This window comes from Bradyrhizobium sp. JHI2711, assembly GCF_056156565.1.
In genome coordinates, this window is record NZ_JBPZPT010000002.1 from 1485057 (window position 1) to 1502959 (window position 17903).

General features: G+C 64.9%; 15 protein-coding genes. 6 read left to right on the forward strand and 9 right to left on the reverse strand.

All coding sequences use genetic code 11. From position 1 onward, the window contains the following. Positions 1–58: 58 nt before the first annotated feature. From ACTEK7_RS19520 to ACTEK7_RS19530, 3 genes are all read right to left on the reverse strand, one after another. Complete coding sequence (locus ACTEK7_RS19520) at positions 59–1054, reverse strand: glycosyltransferase family 2 protein (protein ID WP_057028064.1); 996 nt, start codon at positions 1052–1054, stop codon at positions 59–61. A gap of 64 nt (positions 1055–1118) precedes the next feature. Next, positions 1119–2681: a hypothetical protein gene (locus ACTEK7_RS19525; RefSeq protein ID WP_225146446.1), complete on the reverse strand. Its 1563-nt coding sequence runs from the start codon at positions 2679–2681 to the stop codon at positions 1119–1121. Between the two features lie 44 nt (positions 2682–2725). Then, complete coding sequence (locus ACTEK7_RS19530; RefSeq protein WP_225146447.1) at positions 2726–4216, reverse strand: hypothetical protein; 1491 nt, start codon at positions 4214–4216, stop codon at positions 2726–2728. A 297-nt stretch (positions 4217–4513) separates the two neighbouring features. Between ACTEK7_RS19530 and ACTEK7_RS19535 the strand changes: the two genes are divergently transcribed. Both ACTEK7_RS19535 and ACTEK7_RS19540 read left to right on the forward strand, forming a co-directional pair. After that, complete coding sequence (locus ACTEK7_RS19535; protein ID WP_035998610.1) at positions 4514–4678, forward strand: Flp family type IVb pilin; 165 nt, start codon at positions 4514–4516, stop codon at positions 4676–4678. Positions 4679–4846: 168 nt separating this feature from the next. Continuing rightward, positions 4847–6076, forward strand: coding sequence for a glycosyltransferase family 87 protein (locus tag ACTEK7_RS19540; protein WP_225146448.1), 1230 nt, complete (start codon positions 4847–4849; stop codon positions 6074–6076). A gap of 54 nt (positions 6077–6130) precedes the next feature. On the opposite strand, the gene ACTEK7_RS19545 is transcribed toward ACTEK7_RS19540, so the two are convergent. Both ACTEK7_RS19545 and ACTEK7_RS19550 read right to left on the reverse strand, forming a co-directional pair. After that, the gene (locus tag ACTEK7_RS19545) at positions 6131–7363 is read right to left on the reverse strand and encodes a glycosyltransferase family 87 protein (protein ID WP_225146449.1); all 1233 of its coding nucleotides are present in this window, start codon (positions 7361–7363) and stop codon (positions 6131–6133) included. 74 nt (positions 7364–7437) lie between these two features. After that, a complete protein-coding gene (locus ACTEK7_RS19550; protein WP_225146450.1) occupies positions 7438–9036 on the reverse strand; it encodes a glycosyltransferase 87 family protein in 1599 nt (532 codons plus the stop codon). A gap of 440 nt (positions 9037–9476) precedes the next feature. On the opposite strand from ACTEK7_RS19550, the gene ACTEK7_RS19555 reads away from it, so the two are divergent. Continuing rightward, positions 9477–10157 (forward strand): TetR/AcrR family transcriptional regulator, encoded by a 681-nt coding sequence (locus tag ACTEK7_RS19555; RefSeq protein ID WP_057028549.1) that lies wholly within the window; start codon positions 9477–9479, stop codon positions 10155–10157. A gap of 33 nt (positions 10158–10190) precedes the next feature. Here ACTEK7_RS19555 and ACTEK7_RS19560 read toward each other — a convergent pair whose 3' ends face one another. From ACTEK7_RS19560 to ACTEK7_RS19570, 3 genes are all read right to left on the reverse strand, one after another. Beyond that, on the reverse strand, positions 10191–11102 hold the full coding sequence (locus ACTEK7_RS19560) for a DMT family transporter (protein ID WP_225146451.1): 912 nt from the start codon (positions 11100–11102) through the stop codon (positions 10191–10193). A 231-nt stretch (positions 11103–11333) separates the two neighbouring features. Continuing rightward, complete coding sequence (gene pyk / locus ACTEK7_RS19565; protein ID WP_036021924.1) at positions 11334–12770, reverse strand: pyruvate kinase; 1437 nt, start codon at positions 12768–12770, stop codon at positions 11334–11336. Further along, entirely contained in the window at positions 12767–13348 is a 582-nt protein-coding gene (locus ACTEK7_RS19570; RefSeq protein ID WP_225136421.1) for a DUF1036 domain-containing protein, read from the reverse strand. Before ACTEK7_RS19570 ends, pyk begins: the two co-directional genes overlap by 4 nt. Before the next feature lie 154 nt (positions 13349–13502). Here ACTEK7_RS19570 and ACTEK7_RS19575 point away from each other — a divergent pair, with 154 nt between their 5' ends. The 3 genes from ACTEK7_RS19575 to ACTEK7_RS19585 all read left to right on the forward strand — a co-directional run bounded on the left by ACTEK7_RS19575 (position 13503) and on the right by ACTEK7_RS19585 (position 16129). After that, on the forward strand, positions 13503–13808 hold the full coding sequence (locus ACTEK7_RS19575; RefSeq protein ID WP_035998652.1) for a DUF1244 domain-containing protein: 306 nt from the start codon (positions 13503–13505) through the stop codon (positions 13806–13808). 195 nt (positions 13809–14003) lie between these two features. Further along, positions 14004–14276, forward strand: coding sequence for a DUF2312 domain-containing protein (locus ACTEK7_RS19580; protein ID WP_018641571.1), 273 nt, complete (start codon positions 14004–14006; stop codon positions 14274–14276). Positions 14277–14362: 86 nt separating this feature from the next. Further along, positions 14363–16129 (forward strand): adenylate/guanylate cyclase domain-containing protein, encoded by a 1767-nt coding sequence (locus tag ACTEK7_RS19585; protein WP_225146452.1) that lies wholly within the window; start codon positions 14363–14365, stop codon positions 16127–16129. A gap of 49 nt (positions 16130–16178) precedes the next feature. On the opposite strand, the gene mepK is transcribed toward ACTEK7_RS19585, so the two are convergent. Further along, positions 16179–17771, reverse strand: a complete 1593-nt coding sequence (gene mepK / locus ACTEK7_RS19590; RefSeq protein ID WP_225146453.1) for a peptidoglycan L,D-endopeptidase MepK — start codon at positions 17769–17771, stop codon at positions 16179–16181. Positions 17772–17903 lie beyond the last annotated feature (132 nt).

Sequence of the window (17903 nt, forward strand, 5' to 3'; positions counted from 1 at the left end):
CTCGGCAGCAGCATCGAAGACCAGGTGTTGGCCTCACGTCCGAGATGATTGCGGCGGATCACTCGTTGATTGCGTGCTTGGCGGGTACGGTCGCCGCCTCGTTGCGATCGAAGCCGGCTCGCTTCTGGACCACGTACAGTGGACGGCGCTTTACTTCGGCATGGATGCGGCCGACGTAAAGGCCCACGATCCCCGTCATCAGCATGTTCATTCCACACAACAGCGAGAGGAGGACGATGGTCGAGGACCAGCCGGTCACGAGATGAGCGTCGTTGCTCAGCCACATCACGACGACCCAGCCGCCGTAGAGCAGAGCGAATGCCGAGACGGTCAATCCGCACCAGATCGCCAGGCGCAAGGGCAGATCAGAAAAGCCGAGCGCGGCGTTCACCGCTAGGCGGATCATCTTGAACAGGGGGTACTTGGTCTCGCCCGCAGCGCGCTCGAGGCGATGGAACGTGACCTCGGCCTGGCGGAAGCCGAGCCAGGCGATCATGCCGCGTACGAAGCGATCCTGCTCCGGCATCTGCCTGAGCGCGTCCAGCACCTTGCGATCGATCAGGCGGAAGTCGCCGACGTCGGCGGGGATGCCGACGGAGGACATCTTGCCGAGCAGCCGGTAGAACAGGTGTGCGGTCGCGCGCTTGAATGGGCTCTCTCCCTCGCGCGACAGGCGGCGGGCGTGGACGACGTCGTTGCCTTCCTGCCATTTTGCGATCAATTGCTCGATCACTTCGGGCGGATCCTGCAGATCGGCGTCCATGACGATGATCGCGTCGCCCTGCGCGGCGTCCATGCCGGCGGTGATGGCGACTTGATGGCCGAAATTCCGCGACAGGCCGATATAGCGAAAGCGGGCGTCGCGCACAGCGAGTGCCTGTAGCACGATCGAGCTGGAATCGCTGCTGCCGTCGTCGACGAAAATCGCCTCTGCCGGCCCGTCGAGCCGGGACAGCAGGAAGTCGAGCCGGCGTAACAATATCGGCAGTACGGCTTCCTCGTTGAAGACGGGAATGACGAGGCTGTAGCGGATCGGTCCGGAATTGGCCGCCATGCGAAGGAGTCCAGCTGGGTTGCAGGGACGGAAGTCTACGGGCAGGTGGTTAAGGTCGCCTTTCTCAGGACTTGCGGCGAATCCTGTAGAGCACGAACCGATCCGAGGTCTGCAATAGTTCCAGCAGATCCGGCAGCGGGTTTGCGGCCCGCGGTCCCAGCACATAGAGGTAGTCGAAATCCCGGTACCAGGTGCGGACAAAGCGCGGCGAGTCCGCCGGCGGGTGGCCCGCTGCTATCGCGGTGAGCAGGCCTGAGGACACCAGTCCGCCATCCGGAGTGGCAAGATGGCGCACGGCCTCGACGGCCCGAACAGGCTGCTTGCCCGCCTCCGTGAAGAGATTGGGCACGAACGCATTGGCATAGTGCACCGCCAGCGTTGGCGCATAATACATCGGATACGCCGTGAGATCGGCGAAGGGCGGGTCGCCAGCTTCGTCCGCATTGCTGACGAGGACGCGCGAGCCACGTTCGACCTTGCGGAACGACTCGACAATGGCCGCGTAGTCAGTGCGGTAGGGCAGCCATACCGTGAAGACAACGGCGAGATTGATCAGCGTGATGCCGCTGATCGCAGCGAGTGCAGCCATCCGCCAAGCCCGGCTTGGCAGCGACAGCGAGCAGAACGCCGGCAGGATCAGCGCCGCAGCAGGAAACACGCGGAGGTCGGCGAAAGAGGTCCCGAACAGCCTCGAGGGAATGGCCACGTACAGGAGCGCAAGACCGAGCGCGATCCAAATCCCGGCGGGCTCGAGCCTGAGCAAGCCGCGCCTTGCGGCGAACAGCAACGCGGTCATGAGGGTCAGCCCGGTCACCGCCGCGGCCGTCAGATTGTAGCCGTTCATGATGCGGAGCGGCCAGACCGGCTTGAATGCGAGGAACCAGTCGTTGCCTTGGTTTCCGATCGCGCCTGCCGTGACATGCATGATCGCAAGCAGCGCAAGCGCCGGCAGGGCCAGCGCGCCAAGCCGCGCGGCCGCGACGGGATACGCGATCCGCCCTTGGCGGATGCGAGACAGCTCGAAAAGGCCGAGCGTTGCGCCATAAATGCCGAGCGAAAAGAAATGCGCCACATAGAGCGCGGCGACGAAGATCAGATTGGCCATGAAGCGCAGCAGCCAGGGGCCTTCCGCCAGCATCAGATAGACGGCGATGCCCCAGAGCGCGAGGCCGAGCCCGAACTCGAAGTTCACGAAACCCCAGCTGAACGGCAGGCAATAGAGGAAAGCGAGCGCGGCGAAACCGGCGAGATGGATGCGTCCCTTCCTGACCCATTCGAGCAGAAGCGCACCGGTGACGATCAGGCATTGGCTCAGCAATAGAAACAGCCGCGTCGCGTTCTCGACGCTCATCAGCCGCGCCAGCTGCGGGACCAGCAGGTCCATTCCGAGGTTGGGATAGAAGGCCCACCTCACCTCGTAATACGGATTTGCACCCGCGGTGCCGTTCTGGCTCAGAACAGACATGCGGGCGAGGTGATTGGGATAATCGACCATCGCCGGAATGGGCGTCAGCAGCACCGGAACAAACGAGACCACAGCCAGCATCGCAAGCACGATCATCGCCACGGCTCGGTCCGGGTCGGGACGCGCCGGATCTGTCAGGATCGGCTTGCTGGAAGGAACCATCTGATGAAGTCGCTGAGGCCGAAGACGCGCGCTGGAGCGGGTCGTCACTTCGAAGGCGCCGCGGTCGCGCCGTCTGCGGCGTCGCGCACGTGGATCACGGCGATGTCGTCCGCATAGATCCGCTTCCAGCCTTTGAGCTGGTCGAGGATCTGCGGCCCCGGCGCATCCGCGCCCAGCAGCGTCGCATCGATCTTGTGCTCGTCGAGCAGGCGTGGCAGCAGCTCGGGCTTCTTGCCCTCGGTCGCCTTGAAGAAGTCCATAATGAATTTCTCGCCGTAGAGCTCGGCGCGGCCGTCGACGAAAACAGGGATATTGCGCGAGATCAGATAGCCGCCGAACTGGTAGGCGTTGAAGACGCGCTGCACCTTGCGTTCCTCGAGCAGGTCGACCGCCGCAACCGGCGTCTGCGTCATCGTGAAGGTGAAGCGGTGGTGCCCCAGATAGAGCGAGGTCGAGGTCCAGCTTGCCGCCACGATCATCAGTGCGCCGAGCGCCGTGACGTAGCGGCCCGGCCAGCTTTCGGCACCGGCGGGCTCAAGTGCCGGCTGCGGGAACATCTCGCCGAGCGGCTTTGCCAGCACCAGCGGCACCAGGAATGCAAATGCGTCGATGCTCCTGACGTGGCTCAGCGCGCTCCAGGTCAGGAACAGGATCAGGAAGATCCGGGGCGCCGACAGCACCAGGCCGCGATAATAACCGAATGCGATCAGGGCGAGCAGGGCGCCTTCGAACGGGGTGAACGTGGCGAAGTTCGCCGGCATCCATTCGACGATCAGTGTCAGCAGCTCGCCGAGGCTGAGGATGTTGGTCGCGCCCTGCAGCGTTCGCCAGCCGTACGACGTGCAGCAGCTCGCGATCAGCGCCCCGATTCCGAACAGCACCCAGCGCATGAACAGGGCGAGCCGCCGTCCCTTCCCGGCATGCTCGACCGCTTCGAGCGAGATCGGGCCGATCAGCGCGAGCCCGAGCACGAAGCCGCCGTGCAGGTTCGCCCACAGCGCCATCAGCGGCAGCCAGGTCCAGGACGGCGCGCTCCGGCGGCTCGCAGCCGCCATCAGCAAGCCGACCCACGCCACCATCACCGGCAGCGCCAGAATATGCGGCCGCGCCAGCACGTGATGGATCGACAGCAGCAGCGCCAGCATCGCGAACAGCACCGCGCGCGGGGCTCCGATATGCGCCTCGAGCAGATGGACGAAGATCGCGACGGTGAGCGCGACGGCGGCCGCGGTGAGGATGACGGGGCCTGCCCAGCCCCAGTGCGCATGCGAGAAGGCGAACGCGACCTGCGACAGCCAGGACGTCGAGATCCACGGCGCGCCCGTCCGCGTGAAGGAATAGAAGTCGATCATGGGCATGGCGCGGTGATCGAGGATCCATTGCCCGATCTTGATCTGCCAGAACGAGTCGGAATCCTGAAGCAGCGTGTCGCCCAGGAACAGGAAGAACAGATAGGCGCCGGCGCCGACGCACAACGGCACCAGGGCACGCGCGCGGCCCTGCACCGCGATGCTGTTGGCGAAGGAAAGGGACATGCCGTCTCGTCGTCCTGGTTGTTCTTGCCGGCCCGAGCGGGCGGCATTGGACCACGCCGGTCATAACTTCGGGTAAACCGGCCGCGCCAGGCCGGCGTCAGATGCTTACAATTTAACGGATTGTTTCGAACTTGGATTTACCATGGGCCGATACACGCAATCCGCTCGGTGTTTACGCAGCCGAATTAACTGCGGTGCAATTCTTTGCCTCTACGTTCCGTTGCCATGGTCGGGCGGCGCTGGGAAGCCGAAGAGACCAGATCAGTTGTAGCCTCGTGTACTCATTTGGAGCACTCTATGAAGAACCTCGTTGCGCGTTTCATGAAGGATGAATCCGGCGCCACCGCCATTGAATACGGCCTGATCGCTGCCGGCATCGCGCTGGCGATCATCACCGTCGTCAACAACCTCGGCACCACGCTGAACACGAAGTTCAGCTCGATCTCGACCAGCCTCAAGTAAGGCTGGACGACCAGCGGAATAGCGAGGAGCCCCGTCATCGACGGGGCTCTTTTGCTTTGCCCGGGAATTCGGCGCGGGGCGTTCGACGATCGGGCTTAAGCCTCCTTCAAGCCACTCGGGTGTATGGCTTGGACGTATCCGCCTCACATGATCGCGTAAGGAAGCCGCATGGCCGAAGCCTCCTCCGTTCCGCCTGCAATCGGCCGTCACGGTGCGGTCCCAGCGATCCTCGTCAACATCTCCTTCGTGCTGGCGATCGTCACGCTGGCGTATTTTCCGACGGCCTATCTCGCCCATCTCTGGATCTTTGACGCCGACGGGCGCGGCATCCCCACTGATTTCGTCAACGTCTGGGCGGCCGGAAGACTGGCGCTCGAGGGGCATCCCGCGCAGGCCTGGGATTGGGACATTCAGAAGCAGGTCGAGCTTGCGCTGCTCAAGCAGGATTTTGTCGGCCATTTCGCCTGGCATTATCCGCCGCCCTTCCTGTTCGTCGCGTCCTTCCTCGCGCAATTTCCCTATACGGTGGCGTTCATCGGCTGGGCCGCGTTCAGCATGGTACCCTATCTCGCCGTGATGCGCGCCATCATCGGGCGCAACGCGGGCTTGGTAATTGCGGTTGGATTTCCGGCCGCCTTCCTCAACATCCTGGTCGGGCAGAACGGTTTCCTCACGGCCTCGCTGATCGGCGGCATGCTCTATCTGTTGCCGACGCGGCCGGTGCTGGCTGGAATCTGCCTCGGCCTTCTCAGCTACAAGCCGCAATACGGATTGTTGTTTCCGATTGTCCTGCTCGCCGCCGCCGAATGGACCGTGCTGTTCAGCGCCGCGATCGTCACCGTTGCGATCGCTGCACTATCCTGGTTCGCCTTCGGCACCGAAAGCTGGCAGGCGTTCTTCCACTGGATTCCGATGTTCTCCCAGGCCTTCCTGACCGAAGGCAGGGCGCCCTGGTTCAAGATGCAGAGCATCTTCGCGCTGGTGCGCTATCTCGGCGGCACCGAGCAGCTCGCATGGATCTTCCAGTGGGTGTTGACCACAGCTGTTGCCGTGGCGCTGGTCGTGGTGTGGCGGAGCCGGCTGCCCTATGCCCTCAAGGCGGCGATGCTCGCGACCGCGGCGCTGCTGACGACGCCCTATCTTTTCATGTACGATCTGGTCGTGCTGGGCATCGCGGTAGCCTTCCTCATCCGCGCCGGGCTCGATGAAGGTTTTGCACGTCACGAGGTGATGGCGCTGGCGCTCGTCTTCGCGCTGCTTGCGAGCTTCCTGTTTTTCGGGCAACCGGTCGGCTTCCCGGCGATCCTGATCGTCTTCGGGCTGATCCTCGGCCGCTGCGCCGCCTGGCGGAGCGCCGAGGCCGCGTCAACGCAGGTCGCTCTCACACGAACGAGCTGAGAAGCTCGGTCGGGCACAGGCACCGGTCAGACGTCAGATGGGAAATGTCGCCACTCAAGCTAAAGCTGGCGATGCCACTGACGAGGCCTGCTTTGTTTTGCCATTGGACAACCGCCATAGGAGACGAGCGGCGAACAAGGGGAGGATCAGTAAGGCAATCGGTATTTGCGCGAAGCCGAATGGAAACATCAGAATGGGCAACATCCACAACGCAAGCGAAAGAACTTGATCGGCGAACGTTTCGTTTCCGCGCTGACGCAGGAGCGCGACAATCCATCCGAATACGACCATGTCGTAGTTCAAGATCCAGGGTGAAAACAAGAAGGTGGCGGTAACGAAGAGCGCTACTGAGAGGACCGGATCGCGCTTGCGCCAGAACGTCCAAACCACCGCGCCGACGGCGCATACCGACGCCGCTCCTTGTACCACCCAGGCCAGATCAGCCGGAAGACCCGCAAGGCGCGCGTTGATCAAGGCTGAGGCGACGATCGGCCAGCCCATGATACCTGCCACGTCGAGCAGTTCGTGCTGTTGCGGCAAAACCTTATGCCAATATGCTGTCCAGATTTCTGGACCAAACCATGCTGCAGTCGCGGCGCCAAGCAACACTGTTGTCACGACGGCAGAAGCAATGACTCGCCAGTGCCCTCCCAGCACCAGCAAGATCGGAAGCAGGAGTCCGAGTTGCGGCTTGATCGTCAGGATACCAAACAAAATTCCAGCGAGTATCGGCCGCCGCTCGAGGTTTGCCAGACCGCCGATCAAGAGCGCAGCGGTCAAAAAACCGTTCTGGCCGAGGAATACATTGACCGTGACGGCAGGTGCGACGGCCAGAAACAGCCAGTATTTTCGTTCGACACCACATGATGCTGCCGCCCAAACATAGAGGGCGAGCCCGGCGACGCACCACACAATGTACGACGGCAGAAAGCCGAGCAAGCCAAAGGGCCAAATGGAGAACAGAAGATGCGGCGGATACGACCAATACAGAGGTGCCAGATCGGGAATGCCGGTCACCTTCGCTATCGCAGCCATGTAGGCGCCGGAATCAAACCAGTCCGCAGGACCGCCGGAAAAAGCCGATCGGCCGCCCATCCAAGTGTTCAGAAAATCTCGACCAACCGGAAAGCCGCCTGGGTCAAGTACGAACGACGGGAACGACTGGGCTGCTGCCAGCTGGAAGTCAAATATGACAACTGCCAGCAGAATGGCCGCAGCGACCACGGTGAGGGACGCGTAGATCCTTACTGATGCTGGATTGTCTGTGCCGAGCTTGCCATGACTCATTGTACGCTCAAAGGGTAAGGCCTCTGTTCGAGAGGCGCGATGGTTCTCAAGTTTGAGTTCCGCGCGGACGGCGACTAATGCGCAGTCCGCGCGATCAGCGGGCAACTTTCGATCACCGTGCCGGGGCGGGCGCCCTCAATGGTGACGCAGGGCCGGGAGCGATCGATGGTGAGCTCGTAGCGATCCAGCAGCGCGCTGCGGTCCGGATCGCCGCGCATGTGCAATTCGCGGACGCCGCCGGGCAGCGGCGTCTTCAGCCCGGCGCGAATGCGCTGGTCGAAGATGCCGCCGGGGACGATCGGCACGGCGATATCGGCGAGCAGGTAGAAGCGCGATTGGGAGGGCAGCTGCGGCGCGATATAGGCCAGCGGCTTGCCGAGGATGAAATAGGTCGCGGGCTGATCGAGCTCGTGGGCGATCTTCGGCCGGTAGACGTCGGACCAGGGGCGGTGCCACCAGTCCGCCGGCTGCGACCACGCTGCGATCGCGACTGCGAGCGTCAACGTCAACACGGCGAGCGGACGAGGGGACGCCGTCAGCGATGACGGTCCGGTGCTCGCGGCGAGGCGCGTGAGCAGGAGAACGATCAGCGGACCGCACAGGAGCTCCAGAACCACCGCATAGCGCTGGATCGAGAACAAGCCGAGCCATGCGAGGTAAGAGGCCGCAAACAGCACCACCAGCTGCACGTCACCCCGGGTGAGGATCGCGCTCTTGCGCCTCGCGCGGACCCACAGGCCGAGCACGAGCAGGACCATCACCACCGCGAAGCGCGCGTCGCGGAACGGATGCTCCGCGCCTCGGTGGTCGCCGATCAGCCAGTAGAAGGGGTAGGCCAATGCGTCGAGCACGCCATGAGGCATGAACTGCGCATCCATCAGGTTGACGCCGGCCACCTCGCTCGACTGGAACAGTGCATTGAACAGCGGGAAGATCGGATTGCCGGTGTCGCGCCACGTGATCAGGCACCATACCCCGCCGGTGAGCGCTGCGCCGGCCATTCCGCCGATGCCAAGAAGCGTGATCGCCCGCAGCGGACGCGCGGAGACGATCAGCGCCGCGGCAGCGCCGATCGCGTAGACGACATTGGTCAGCTTCAGCCCGACGGCGGCACCGATCAGCAATCCCGCGAGCAGGACGCAGATCGCCGGTCGGCGATCCGCCACCAGGATCAGAAGGCAGCCGCCGATCACGGGCAAGGCCAGCAGCACGTCGGAAAAGCTCGTGCCGACTTCCGAGAGCGTCATCGGACCCGAGGCAGCGATGACGACCACTGCTGCGACCGACGCGATGGTTGCGGCCTGGCGCAGCACCAGACGTGCGAACAGGCAGATCAGCGCGAGGTTGAGGCCGTGAACGGCGCCGATGATCATCAGACCGTAGGGCGCCGGCAGCACATGGCGGAGATAGTAGACGGGGAAATAGACGAGCGGATTGAAGTAGGTCTGAAAGCCCGGCGGGACCACATCGACGCCATAGCGGCCGTTGAGAACGGCCCAGACATTGTATTCGTGGTAGTTCTGCCAATCCCAGTTGACGTCCTCGCCCATGGCCAGGGTGTAGAGCGCGCCCGCCAGCATCGAGCAGACGACAACGGCGATGGCTGTAAGCGCATTGCCGCGCTGCTTCGCCCTCCACGACCGCCGCAGCCTGTCGGCCGCGGGAAGGGACATGACCTCTCGCGGATCGGAAGAAATCGCCGCGCGTTCCAGCATGAAGGCGCCATATGCGCCGGGAACATCACGAGCAGAGCCGGGTCGCTGAACCGCAGAAAGCCCGCTCGTGAAACGCATTGCCGAATTCCAATTTACAACCGTATGACTATGGATAGCCAGTTAGGTTGCATGAATCTTTGCGAGAATTTTCTGATTTGACACCTAGAGATTGTGGATGTCGGAAACGGGAACGAGGGCGGAGTGCGTTGCAGAACGAAGCCCACGCGCCCGCCGACGCAGCTTGACGCCTCCGTCCGCCCACCATGACGCCCCACGCATTTGCATCTTGTCATTCACCCTGAATAGTTGTTCAGTCCTTGCGGGGCGATTTGCATCTATTGCGTGAGAAGCGTTCGGCCGCAGGGCGTGCGGCCGGCGTGTGGGACAGGAAGCGCGCCATGGTTTATCGGCGGACGCATCAAGTGGTGAAGCGCCTTGCGGCGCGGCGCAGCGCCATACTGGCGGCGGCGCGGGAGGCGGCGGCGGAAGGCGGGATGGCGGCGGTGCAGATCGCGCCGGTCGCGGTCCGGGCCAATGTCGCGGCCGGCACCGTCTACCGCTATTTCCCCTCCAAGGCCGAGCTGATCTCCGAGCTCATTGCCGAGGTCTCCCGCGACGAGCTCGCGGCGATCCGAAGGGCGGCCGATGCCGCGCCGGGGCCGTCCTCGGCGCTGGCGGCCGCCGTGACCACGGTGGCGGTGCATACGCTGTCGCAGCGCAGGCTGGCCTGGGGCATCCTGGCCGAGCCGGTCGATGTCGATGTCAGCGCCTCGCGCCTTGCCAGCCGGCGCGAGATCGCCGGCGAGATCGCCTCGCGGATCGACGCCGCCGTGCGTGCCGGCCATCTGCCGGCGCAGGACACCGCGCTCGCCGCCACCGCCTTGCTCGGCGCGCTGCATGAGGCCCTGGTCGGGCCGCTCGCGCCCGACAATCTCGATGATCCCGTCAAGATGCGCGATGCGGTGCAGACCGTGACGCTGCTGGCGCTGCGCGCCGTCGGCGTCATGGACGCTCGTGCCCGCGGCCTCGTGGTGCAGCAGACGCTGCTGCCGACGACCAAGGCGCTGGTCGGCGCCTGAGCCGACCGCCACCGGGATCGCCCGGGCCCGCTGTTATCCTGCTACATCAGCATTTTCCCGGCCGGACTGATCAACCCCGGTGGGACGCTTCAGAAGAATGAGCCCGGCGGTCACAATGAGGACGGCTCCGGCGATCGTGGAGCCTTGCGGGATATCCTTGAAGACAAGATAGCCGATGGCTGTGGAACCGAGCAGTTCGAGATAGACCAGCGGCGACAGGGTGGACGCTTCGGCGAAGCGAAATGCCGCGATGGACAGGACATGACTGACAGCAGAGAGCGCACCCAAAGCCAGAAAGAACATGACAGCGTCCCAAGCCGGTGTGGTCCAGGTCAAGATGGCTTGTGGCGTCAGGAGCACCATGCCGACGACACACTGGAAGGCGAGCGTCTTGACGGGATCGCTGACCAGAGAAGCCTGCCGCGTTGCGATCAGATAGAGCGCGAACGTTAGCCCGGCGCCGAGCGCCAGCAGGATGCCGAGCTCGATGTCGCCGTCCGGGCGCAGAATGACGATGGCGCCGGTGAAGCCCAGCGCCAGGCTCGCGATCTTTCGTTGCGTCAAACGCTCCTTCAGGACCATGGCGGCGAGCGCGACCGCGATGACCGGCCCCACGAAATAGGCGCTGACGGCTGTAGCCAGCGGAACGGTCGCGATGGACAGGAAGTAGAGCGTCATCCCGGTGACGAGGAACACCGTCCGCAGCATATGGGAGGCGCGCCGTTCGGCGGGAAAGATCTCTCCTTTGTACCTGATCGCGGCCACCGGAAGGACGACGGCGCTTGCCACGGCGTAGCGCGCCCAGGCGATGAAGAGCGGCGAATAGTCGGCGCTCAGATATTTGGCGATCCCATCGACCAGCGGGATCGAAAGCATCGCGGCCGCCATGAGCACGATGCCCAGCGTCGGGCGGGCGCGGGCTTCGGATTCTACGGTGGTGGCCATATAACCGGTTCCTAGCGATAGCGGCCTGGTGCAGCAGACGCTGCTGCCTGCGAACACGGCGCTGGTCGGGACCTGAAGAAATCGCGCCGCGAGCCAAAAGGCGACCTGATCGCGCTCAGGCCATTGCCCGAGCGTGCCTTTTCGCAAAACCCCGGCAAGACCGGCCAGAGTGGCCGGCTACTGTGCATGGGGTTGTTTTTCGACTTTTTGTTTGGCCGCCCCCGGCGGGCCTCACATGTTGGCGTCGCCCTCGGGGCCGACCGAGGCGATGCGCACCATGTTGGTGGTGCCGGGGATGCCGAGCGGCACGCCGGCGACGATGATGACGCGCTGGCCGGCGCGGACGAAACCGTCGCGGAAGGCGATCTGGCCGGCGCGGCTCACCATGTCGTCCTGGTCGCGCGCGTCCTCCGCCACCACGCAATGCACGCCCCAGGCGACCGCGAGCCGGCGGCCGGCGGTGATGTTCGGCGTGATCGCCACGATCGGCGGCTTCGGCCGCTCGCGCGCCACGCGCACGGCGGTCGAACCCGATGAGGTCCAGCAGATCAAGGCCGGCAGGTCGAGCGTCTCGGCGATCTGCCGCGCGGCGTCGGCGATGGCATCGCCCGCGGTGGATTCCGGCGCCGGACGTTGGGCCATGATCACCGAACGGTAGGTCGGATCGCGCTCGACCTCTTCGCCGATGCGGTTCATGGTCGAGACCGCCTCGACCGGGAATTTGCCGGCCGCCGATTCCGCCGACAGCATGATGGCGTCGGCGCCCTCATAGACCGCGGTGGCGACGTCGGAGACTTCGGCGCGGGTCGGCACCGGCGACTGGATCATCGATTCCAGCATCTGGGTCGCGATCACCACCGGCTTGCCGGCGCGGCGCGCCATCCGCGTCATCTGCTTCTGCAGGCTCGGCACCCGCTCCAGCGGCAGCTCGACGCCGAGGTCGCCGCGCGCCACCATCAGCGCATCGGAAGCCTCGATGATGTCGGCGAGGCGGTCGATCGCCTGCGGCTTCTCGATCTTGGCCATCACGGCGGCCCGGCCGCGGATCATCTTCTTGGCCTCGATGACGTCGTCGGCGCGCTGCACGAAGGACAGCGCGATCCAGTCGACGCCGGTGACGAGGGCGGCCTCGAGGTCGGCGCGGTCCTTGGGCGTCATCGCCGAGACCGGCAGGTCGGTGTCGGGCAGGCTGACGCCCTTGCGGTCGCTCATCTTGCCGCCGACCACGACACGCGTCACCGCATGCTCCTTCGAGGTCTCCTCCGCGATCAGCCGCACCTTGCCGTCGTCGAGCAGCAGCGCATGGCCGGGCCTGAGCGCCGCCAGGATCTCCGGATGCGGGAGCTGGACGCGCGTGGCATCGCCGGGTGTCTTGTCGGAATCTAGCGTGAAGGTCTGTCCGTTCTGGAGCTGGATCGCCCCTTCGGCAAAGGAGCCCAGTCTCAGCTTCGGGCCCTGCAGGTCGACCAGGATGCCGATCGGCCGGCCGTAGCTGCTCTCGACGTTGCGGATCGTCGCCACCAGCTCCCGCATCTTGTCATGCGGGGTGTGGCTCATGTTGATGCGGAACAGGTCGGCGCCGGCCTCGAACAGGCGGCGGATCATCGCGAGGTCTGAAGAGGCTGGTCCCAGGGTCGCGAGAATCTTGATACGGCGAAGGCGCCTCATGGCTTATTTCCAGACGGGGGTGGCAGGCCGGGCGAGCCCGGGGGCGTAGCACCGGGCGGGCTATTGGGCAAACCCGGAACGCCGCCCGGGCCCACCGGGCCGGGCAGGCCAGGCACGCGCTGCTGCGCCGGCTGTTCGTTGGCGTCGGTCAGCTGCACCGTCCAGGCGCGCTGCTCGCCGGTGTCGACCTCGAAATAGCCGGTGCGGTCATAGCCGCGGGCCAGGCAATCCTCGGTGCCGCGGATGGTGAACTCCTTGTCGCGGGAGCACATGAAGGCTTGGCCCGACCATTCGCCGCCGCGGTCGTAGTCGATGGCGTAGATGTAGTAGTACCGGGCGACCAGCGTGCCGCGCAGCAGCGTCTCGCAGGAACGGGACGAGATGTTCCACCAGCCCTCGGTGGTCCAGCCCTCGGCGTCCTTGTAGCCGAGCGCGATCCCGACCCGGCTCGACGTGTTGTTGCAGAGGCGGAAATCGGCGGAGGCCGGGCCGGCGTAGAGGCACGCCAGGGCGACCACCAGCACCGGGACCAACCGGGCGAGCAGGTAAAGCGGGGAGTGGGGAGATTCGGCAGTCATTGTCGCGGAAGCTATACCAGATCATTGACGATTTGGCGTTGGGCCGGGGGCAGCCGGGCAGTGGCCCCTTTGCGCCGCGATATGGCAAAATCTGTGACAAGACCCACCTGATCCCGTAACCCTGCCCCGGAACGGACCTTGAGGAAAGACAGCCATGGCAATCGACGACAAAACCAGAACGGAGCTCGAGGCGGCCGCTTTTCGGCGCCTGGTCGAGCATCTGCGGAGCCGCACCGACGTCCAGAACATCGACCTGATGAATCTGGCCGGCTTCTGCCGCAATTGCCTGTCCAACTGGCTCAAGGACGCCGCGGACGCCCAGGGCGTCGCCTTGAGCAAGGACGAGAGCCGGGAAGCCGTCTACGGCATGCCCTATGAGACCTGGAAGGCGAAGCACCAGGGCACGGCCACGCCCGAGCAGCTCGAGGCGATGAAGAAGGTCCATCCCCACGGGCATTGAACGGCCCATCGCCGAGCCCTGAGTCGCACCACACAACAGCTTTCTGTGTGTCGGCGCAGGAAGGTGTGGGCGCGCTGTGGACGAGCGTGATGCTTGCTTGAACGCTGGGAGCGCCGACCCTAAGGGTCTACCCAGCACGCGCGGTGAGGGATGCCGGCGTCACCTCGTTTTGCCAGTTCCATTGGGAGTACCAAGATGGCCACCTCCGCCGCCGTCCGCGACGACGAGCCCGCGACGAAATTCGCCAAGGACCAGCTCAAATCCATCATCGAGCGCATCGAGCGGCTGGAGGAAGAGAAGAAGGCGATCTCCGACGACATCCGCGACGTCTATGCCGAAAGCAAGGGCAACGGCTACGACGTCAAGGCGCTGCGCACCATCGTGCGCCTGCGCAAGCAGGACCCCAACGAGCGCGCCGAGGCAGAGACCATCCTCGAGACCTACATGCAGGCGCTGGGGATGCTCTGAGGCGCCCCGCCCGGTCGGCGTTGCAGCGCACCAAGCTTGGGCAAAATCTCGGCATCTGCTAGGTTGCTCGGTGAAGGGACCGAGCGATGGATGTGCCGGGACCAGAGCGCAGGCTTGCCGCGGTTCTCGCTGCCGACATGGTCGGCTTCAGCCGGCTGATGGAGGTCGACGAGGCCGGCACTCTTGCGCGCCTCAAGACCCATCGTGTCGAGCTCATCGATCCTGCCATTGCCAAGAATCGCGGCCGTATCATCAAGACGACCGGCGACGGCATGCTCGTGGAATTCCACAGCGTCGTCGATGCCGTGCTATGTGCGGCCGAGGTTCAGCGCCGCATGGCGCGGCGCAATGCCGACGTCCCGCCGCCGCGGTGGATCCAATTCCGCATCGGCATCAATCTCGGCGACGTCATCGTCGATCAGAACGACATATTCGGCGATGGCGTCAACGTCGCGGCGCGGCTGGAGACGCTGGCCGAGCCCGGAGGAATCTGCGTCTCCGGCGCGGTGCGCGATCAGGTCGGCGACCGGCTCGACGGCGTTCAGTTCGACGATCTCGGTGAACAGAGCGTCAAGAACATCGCCCGTCCGATCCGCATCTTCCGCATTCGGCTGGCGGAGGGGCCCGCAAGCCTGCCTGACGGGTCCAATCGTGCTCTGACGCCGCCGGGTATTTCGAAAAAGCCGTCCATCGCCGTGCTGCCGTTCGCCAATATGAGCGGCGATCCGGAGCAGGAGTTCTTCGCTGACGGTCTCACCGAGGACATCATCACCGAGCTTTCGCGCTTCCACGACCTGCTCGTCATCTCCCGCAACTCGACGTTCGTCTACAAGGGCAAGGCCGTAAAGGTTCAGGACATCGGCCGTGAGTTCGGAGTCGACTATGTCATCGAGGGCAGCGTTCGCAAGGCCGGGGAGCGCGTCCGCGTCACCGTGCAGCTGATCGATGCAGAGACCGATCGCCATATCTGGGCCGAACGCTACGACCGCGAGCTCCGGGATATCTTCGCCATCCAGGACGAGATGACCCGCGCGATCGTGGCGACGTTGCCGGGTCGGGTAGAAGCCGCAACGCACGACCGCACCAAGCGCAAGCCGACCGACAACATGCCCGCTTACGAATGCGTGCTGGCTGCAAAGCTCCTGCATCATCGATCAACCCGCGACGACAACGCTCAGGCGCAGACGCTGCTCAACCGTGCGCTGGCGATGGATCCGAACTATGCCCACGCTCATGCCTGGAAGGCATGCGTGCTCGGTCAGTGCTGGATCTATGGCTGGTGCGCCGACCGCGAGGCGACCTTCGAGCAGGTTGCTTCGGAGCTGGAAATTGCGTTGGCGCTCGACGACAACGACGCGGACGTGCACCGAATTCTCGCCGCGCTCAATCTGACGCGACACGACTACGAAAAGGCCACCTATCACCAGGAGCGTGCACTCGCCCTCAATCCGAACTACGACCTCGTCGTCGTGCAACAGGGAGAGCTTCTGACCTGGCTGGGCCTGCCGGAGGAAGGCATCGACTGGATCAGGAAAGCGATGCGTCTCAACCCCTATCATCCCGAGCGCTTCTGGAGCCATCTGGGCCGCGCCTATTATTGCGCGGAGAAATACGCCGAGGCCGCCGAGGCGTTTTCAAGGATCACGCGCCCCGACTATACCCATCATGCGTTCCTGGCGGCGACATTCGCGCAGATGAAGAACGCGATCGCGGCCGGCGCTCACGCCGCCGAGGTCTTGAAGCGCGAACCGGGATTCTCGGTGGCAGCTCATCTTGCGACGCTGCACTATAAGCGCGAGCCCGACCGGCAGCGTCACGAGGCCGGCCTCATCGCGGCCGGCTTGCCGGCTTGATCAACCCCGGGCAAGGACGAACAGAGAGAGCTTTGCTGGTACAGAGGACTCAGCGCAGCGCGGCGGTGCGCACGACGAACGACGTCGTCTCGAGCTTTGCGGTCGCGCTGCCCGAGAAATTGTCGCAGGACAGGCCCTGCATTGGGTCGTCGGAGAAGCCCATCGCGATCACGGAGCGCGGCTTGACGAAATAGCCGCGCAGCGCCGCGGTATCGAGCTCGCCCATCAGCGTCACCGACATCGCGTGGCTGGCGCTCGGCGACAGCATCACGATCTTGAGCCAGATGCTCTCGCCCTTGGCCGCAGACAGGCGGGTCGCGGTTGCGACCCTGCCGTCGACGCTCTTGCCGACCACGCTGTTGATCTCCGGCGCCTGAGCCACGCTGCGGGGGCGGGTGGTGCGCGGGATCGGCGCCGAGGCGGCGACGACATTGGCGCGGTCGACCGGGGAGGCCGCCGGCGCGTAAGCCAGGGCTTGCAGGGCCGCGTTGGACACGCTCGCGGTCGGTTGCGGATCGGTGGCCGCGGCCAGCGCCTGGCGCGCCTTCAGCGCGGCGACCTGCGCCGGTGTCGCCTGCTGCGGCGTGGCCGGAACGTCATCCCAGAAGCCGCGCGCATTGATGATGTCGGCCGGGGTTTCCGGCTTGCTGGCAGCGGGCTTGTCAGCCACGGGCGCGGGCTTCGGCTTGGGCGGCGCGACGATCTGCGCATCGGCCGACGCGAGCTGGATCGCGGCGGCGATCTGCGGCTTGGCGCGCGGCGTCGGCACCGGCTCGGCGGGCTTGGCGGCGGCTGCGACGACGGTCGGTGCCGCCGGCTTCGCGGCCGGGGCGGGCGCGCCCTCGTCATCCTCGTCGCTGGCGGCCGGAGCTGCCGGCTTGCTCCTGAACAAGGCTGCGAAGAAATTCGGCTTGCTGCCGGCATCATCGCCGTTGCCGCGCCGCTCGATCTCGGCCTTGGCGAGCTCATAGTTCTTCAGCGGCACCCCATCGGTCGGCAGATGCACCGTCTTGCCGTCCGGGAAGACGCGGGCGAGCTGGTCATGCGTCATCCGCGGCCAGTGCCGGACGCTGCCGGTGTCGAGGTGCACGAAAGGCGAGCCGGATGTCGGATAGAAGCCGACCCCGCCGCGCTGCAGGCGCAGGCCGGCGAAGCGGATCTGCTCCAGCGGTACGCCGGGGATGAAGAAGTCTATCGCATGGCCCAGCATGTGCTGGCTGGCGCGCGCCACGCCGGAGGAGCGGCGGCGGAGCATGGCGTTGGTGGCGGGGGAGCGATAGGAGGAGATGATCTGAATCGGCTGCTTGCCGTCGACGTCCCGATAGACTTCCCAGAGGATGTCGAACAGGCGACGGTCCATGACCGTCTGTTCCTGGCTACGCCAGTCGCGCAGGAAGTGGTTGAGCTGCTTCAGCGCCGCCTCGTCGTAGCGCCCGTCGCGCTTGAAGGTGACGGTGAGGTCTTCGCCGGAATGGGTGTGGTGGAACGAGAGCGTCTTGGTCTCGTTCAGAGCGGCGGCGTCATGAACCGAACCGGCGGCCGCAAGCAGCAATGCAGCCGCAAGGCCGATCCGGGATCCGGCCTTCACGCCCGCATGGGACAACGACAGCACAACGAATTGGCGTGCGAGACCAGTCAGCACGTATGAGCCCACCCAGTCGACGAGCGTTCAAATGGACTCTCCCGCCAACCCCGTTAGCAGCGCGAAAGAGGATGAACGCTTTCTTAAAGCGAGAAGGTTAATTTGAGGTTGACCTTCTCGCCCCCAAACCAA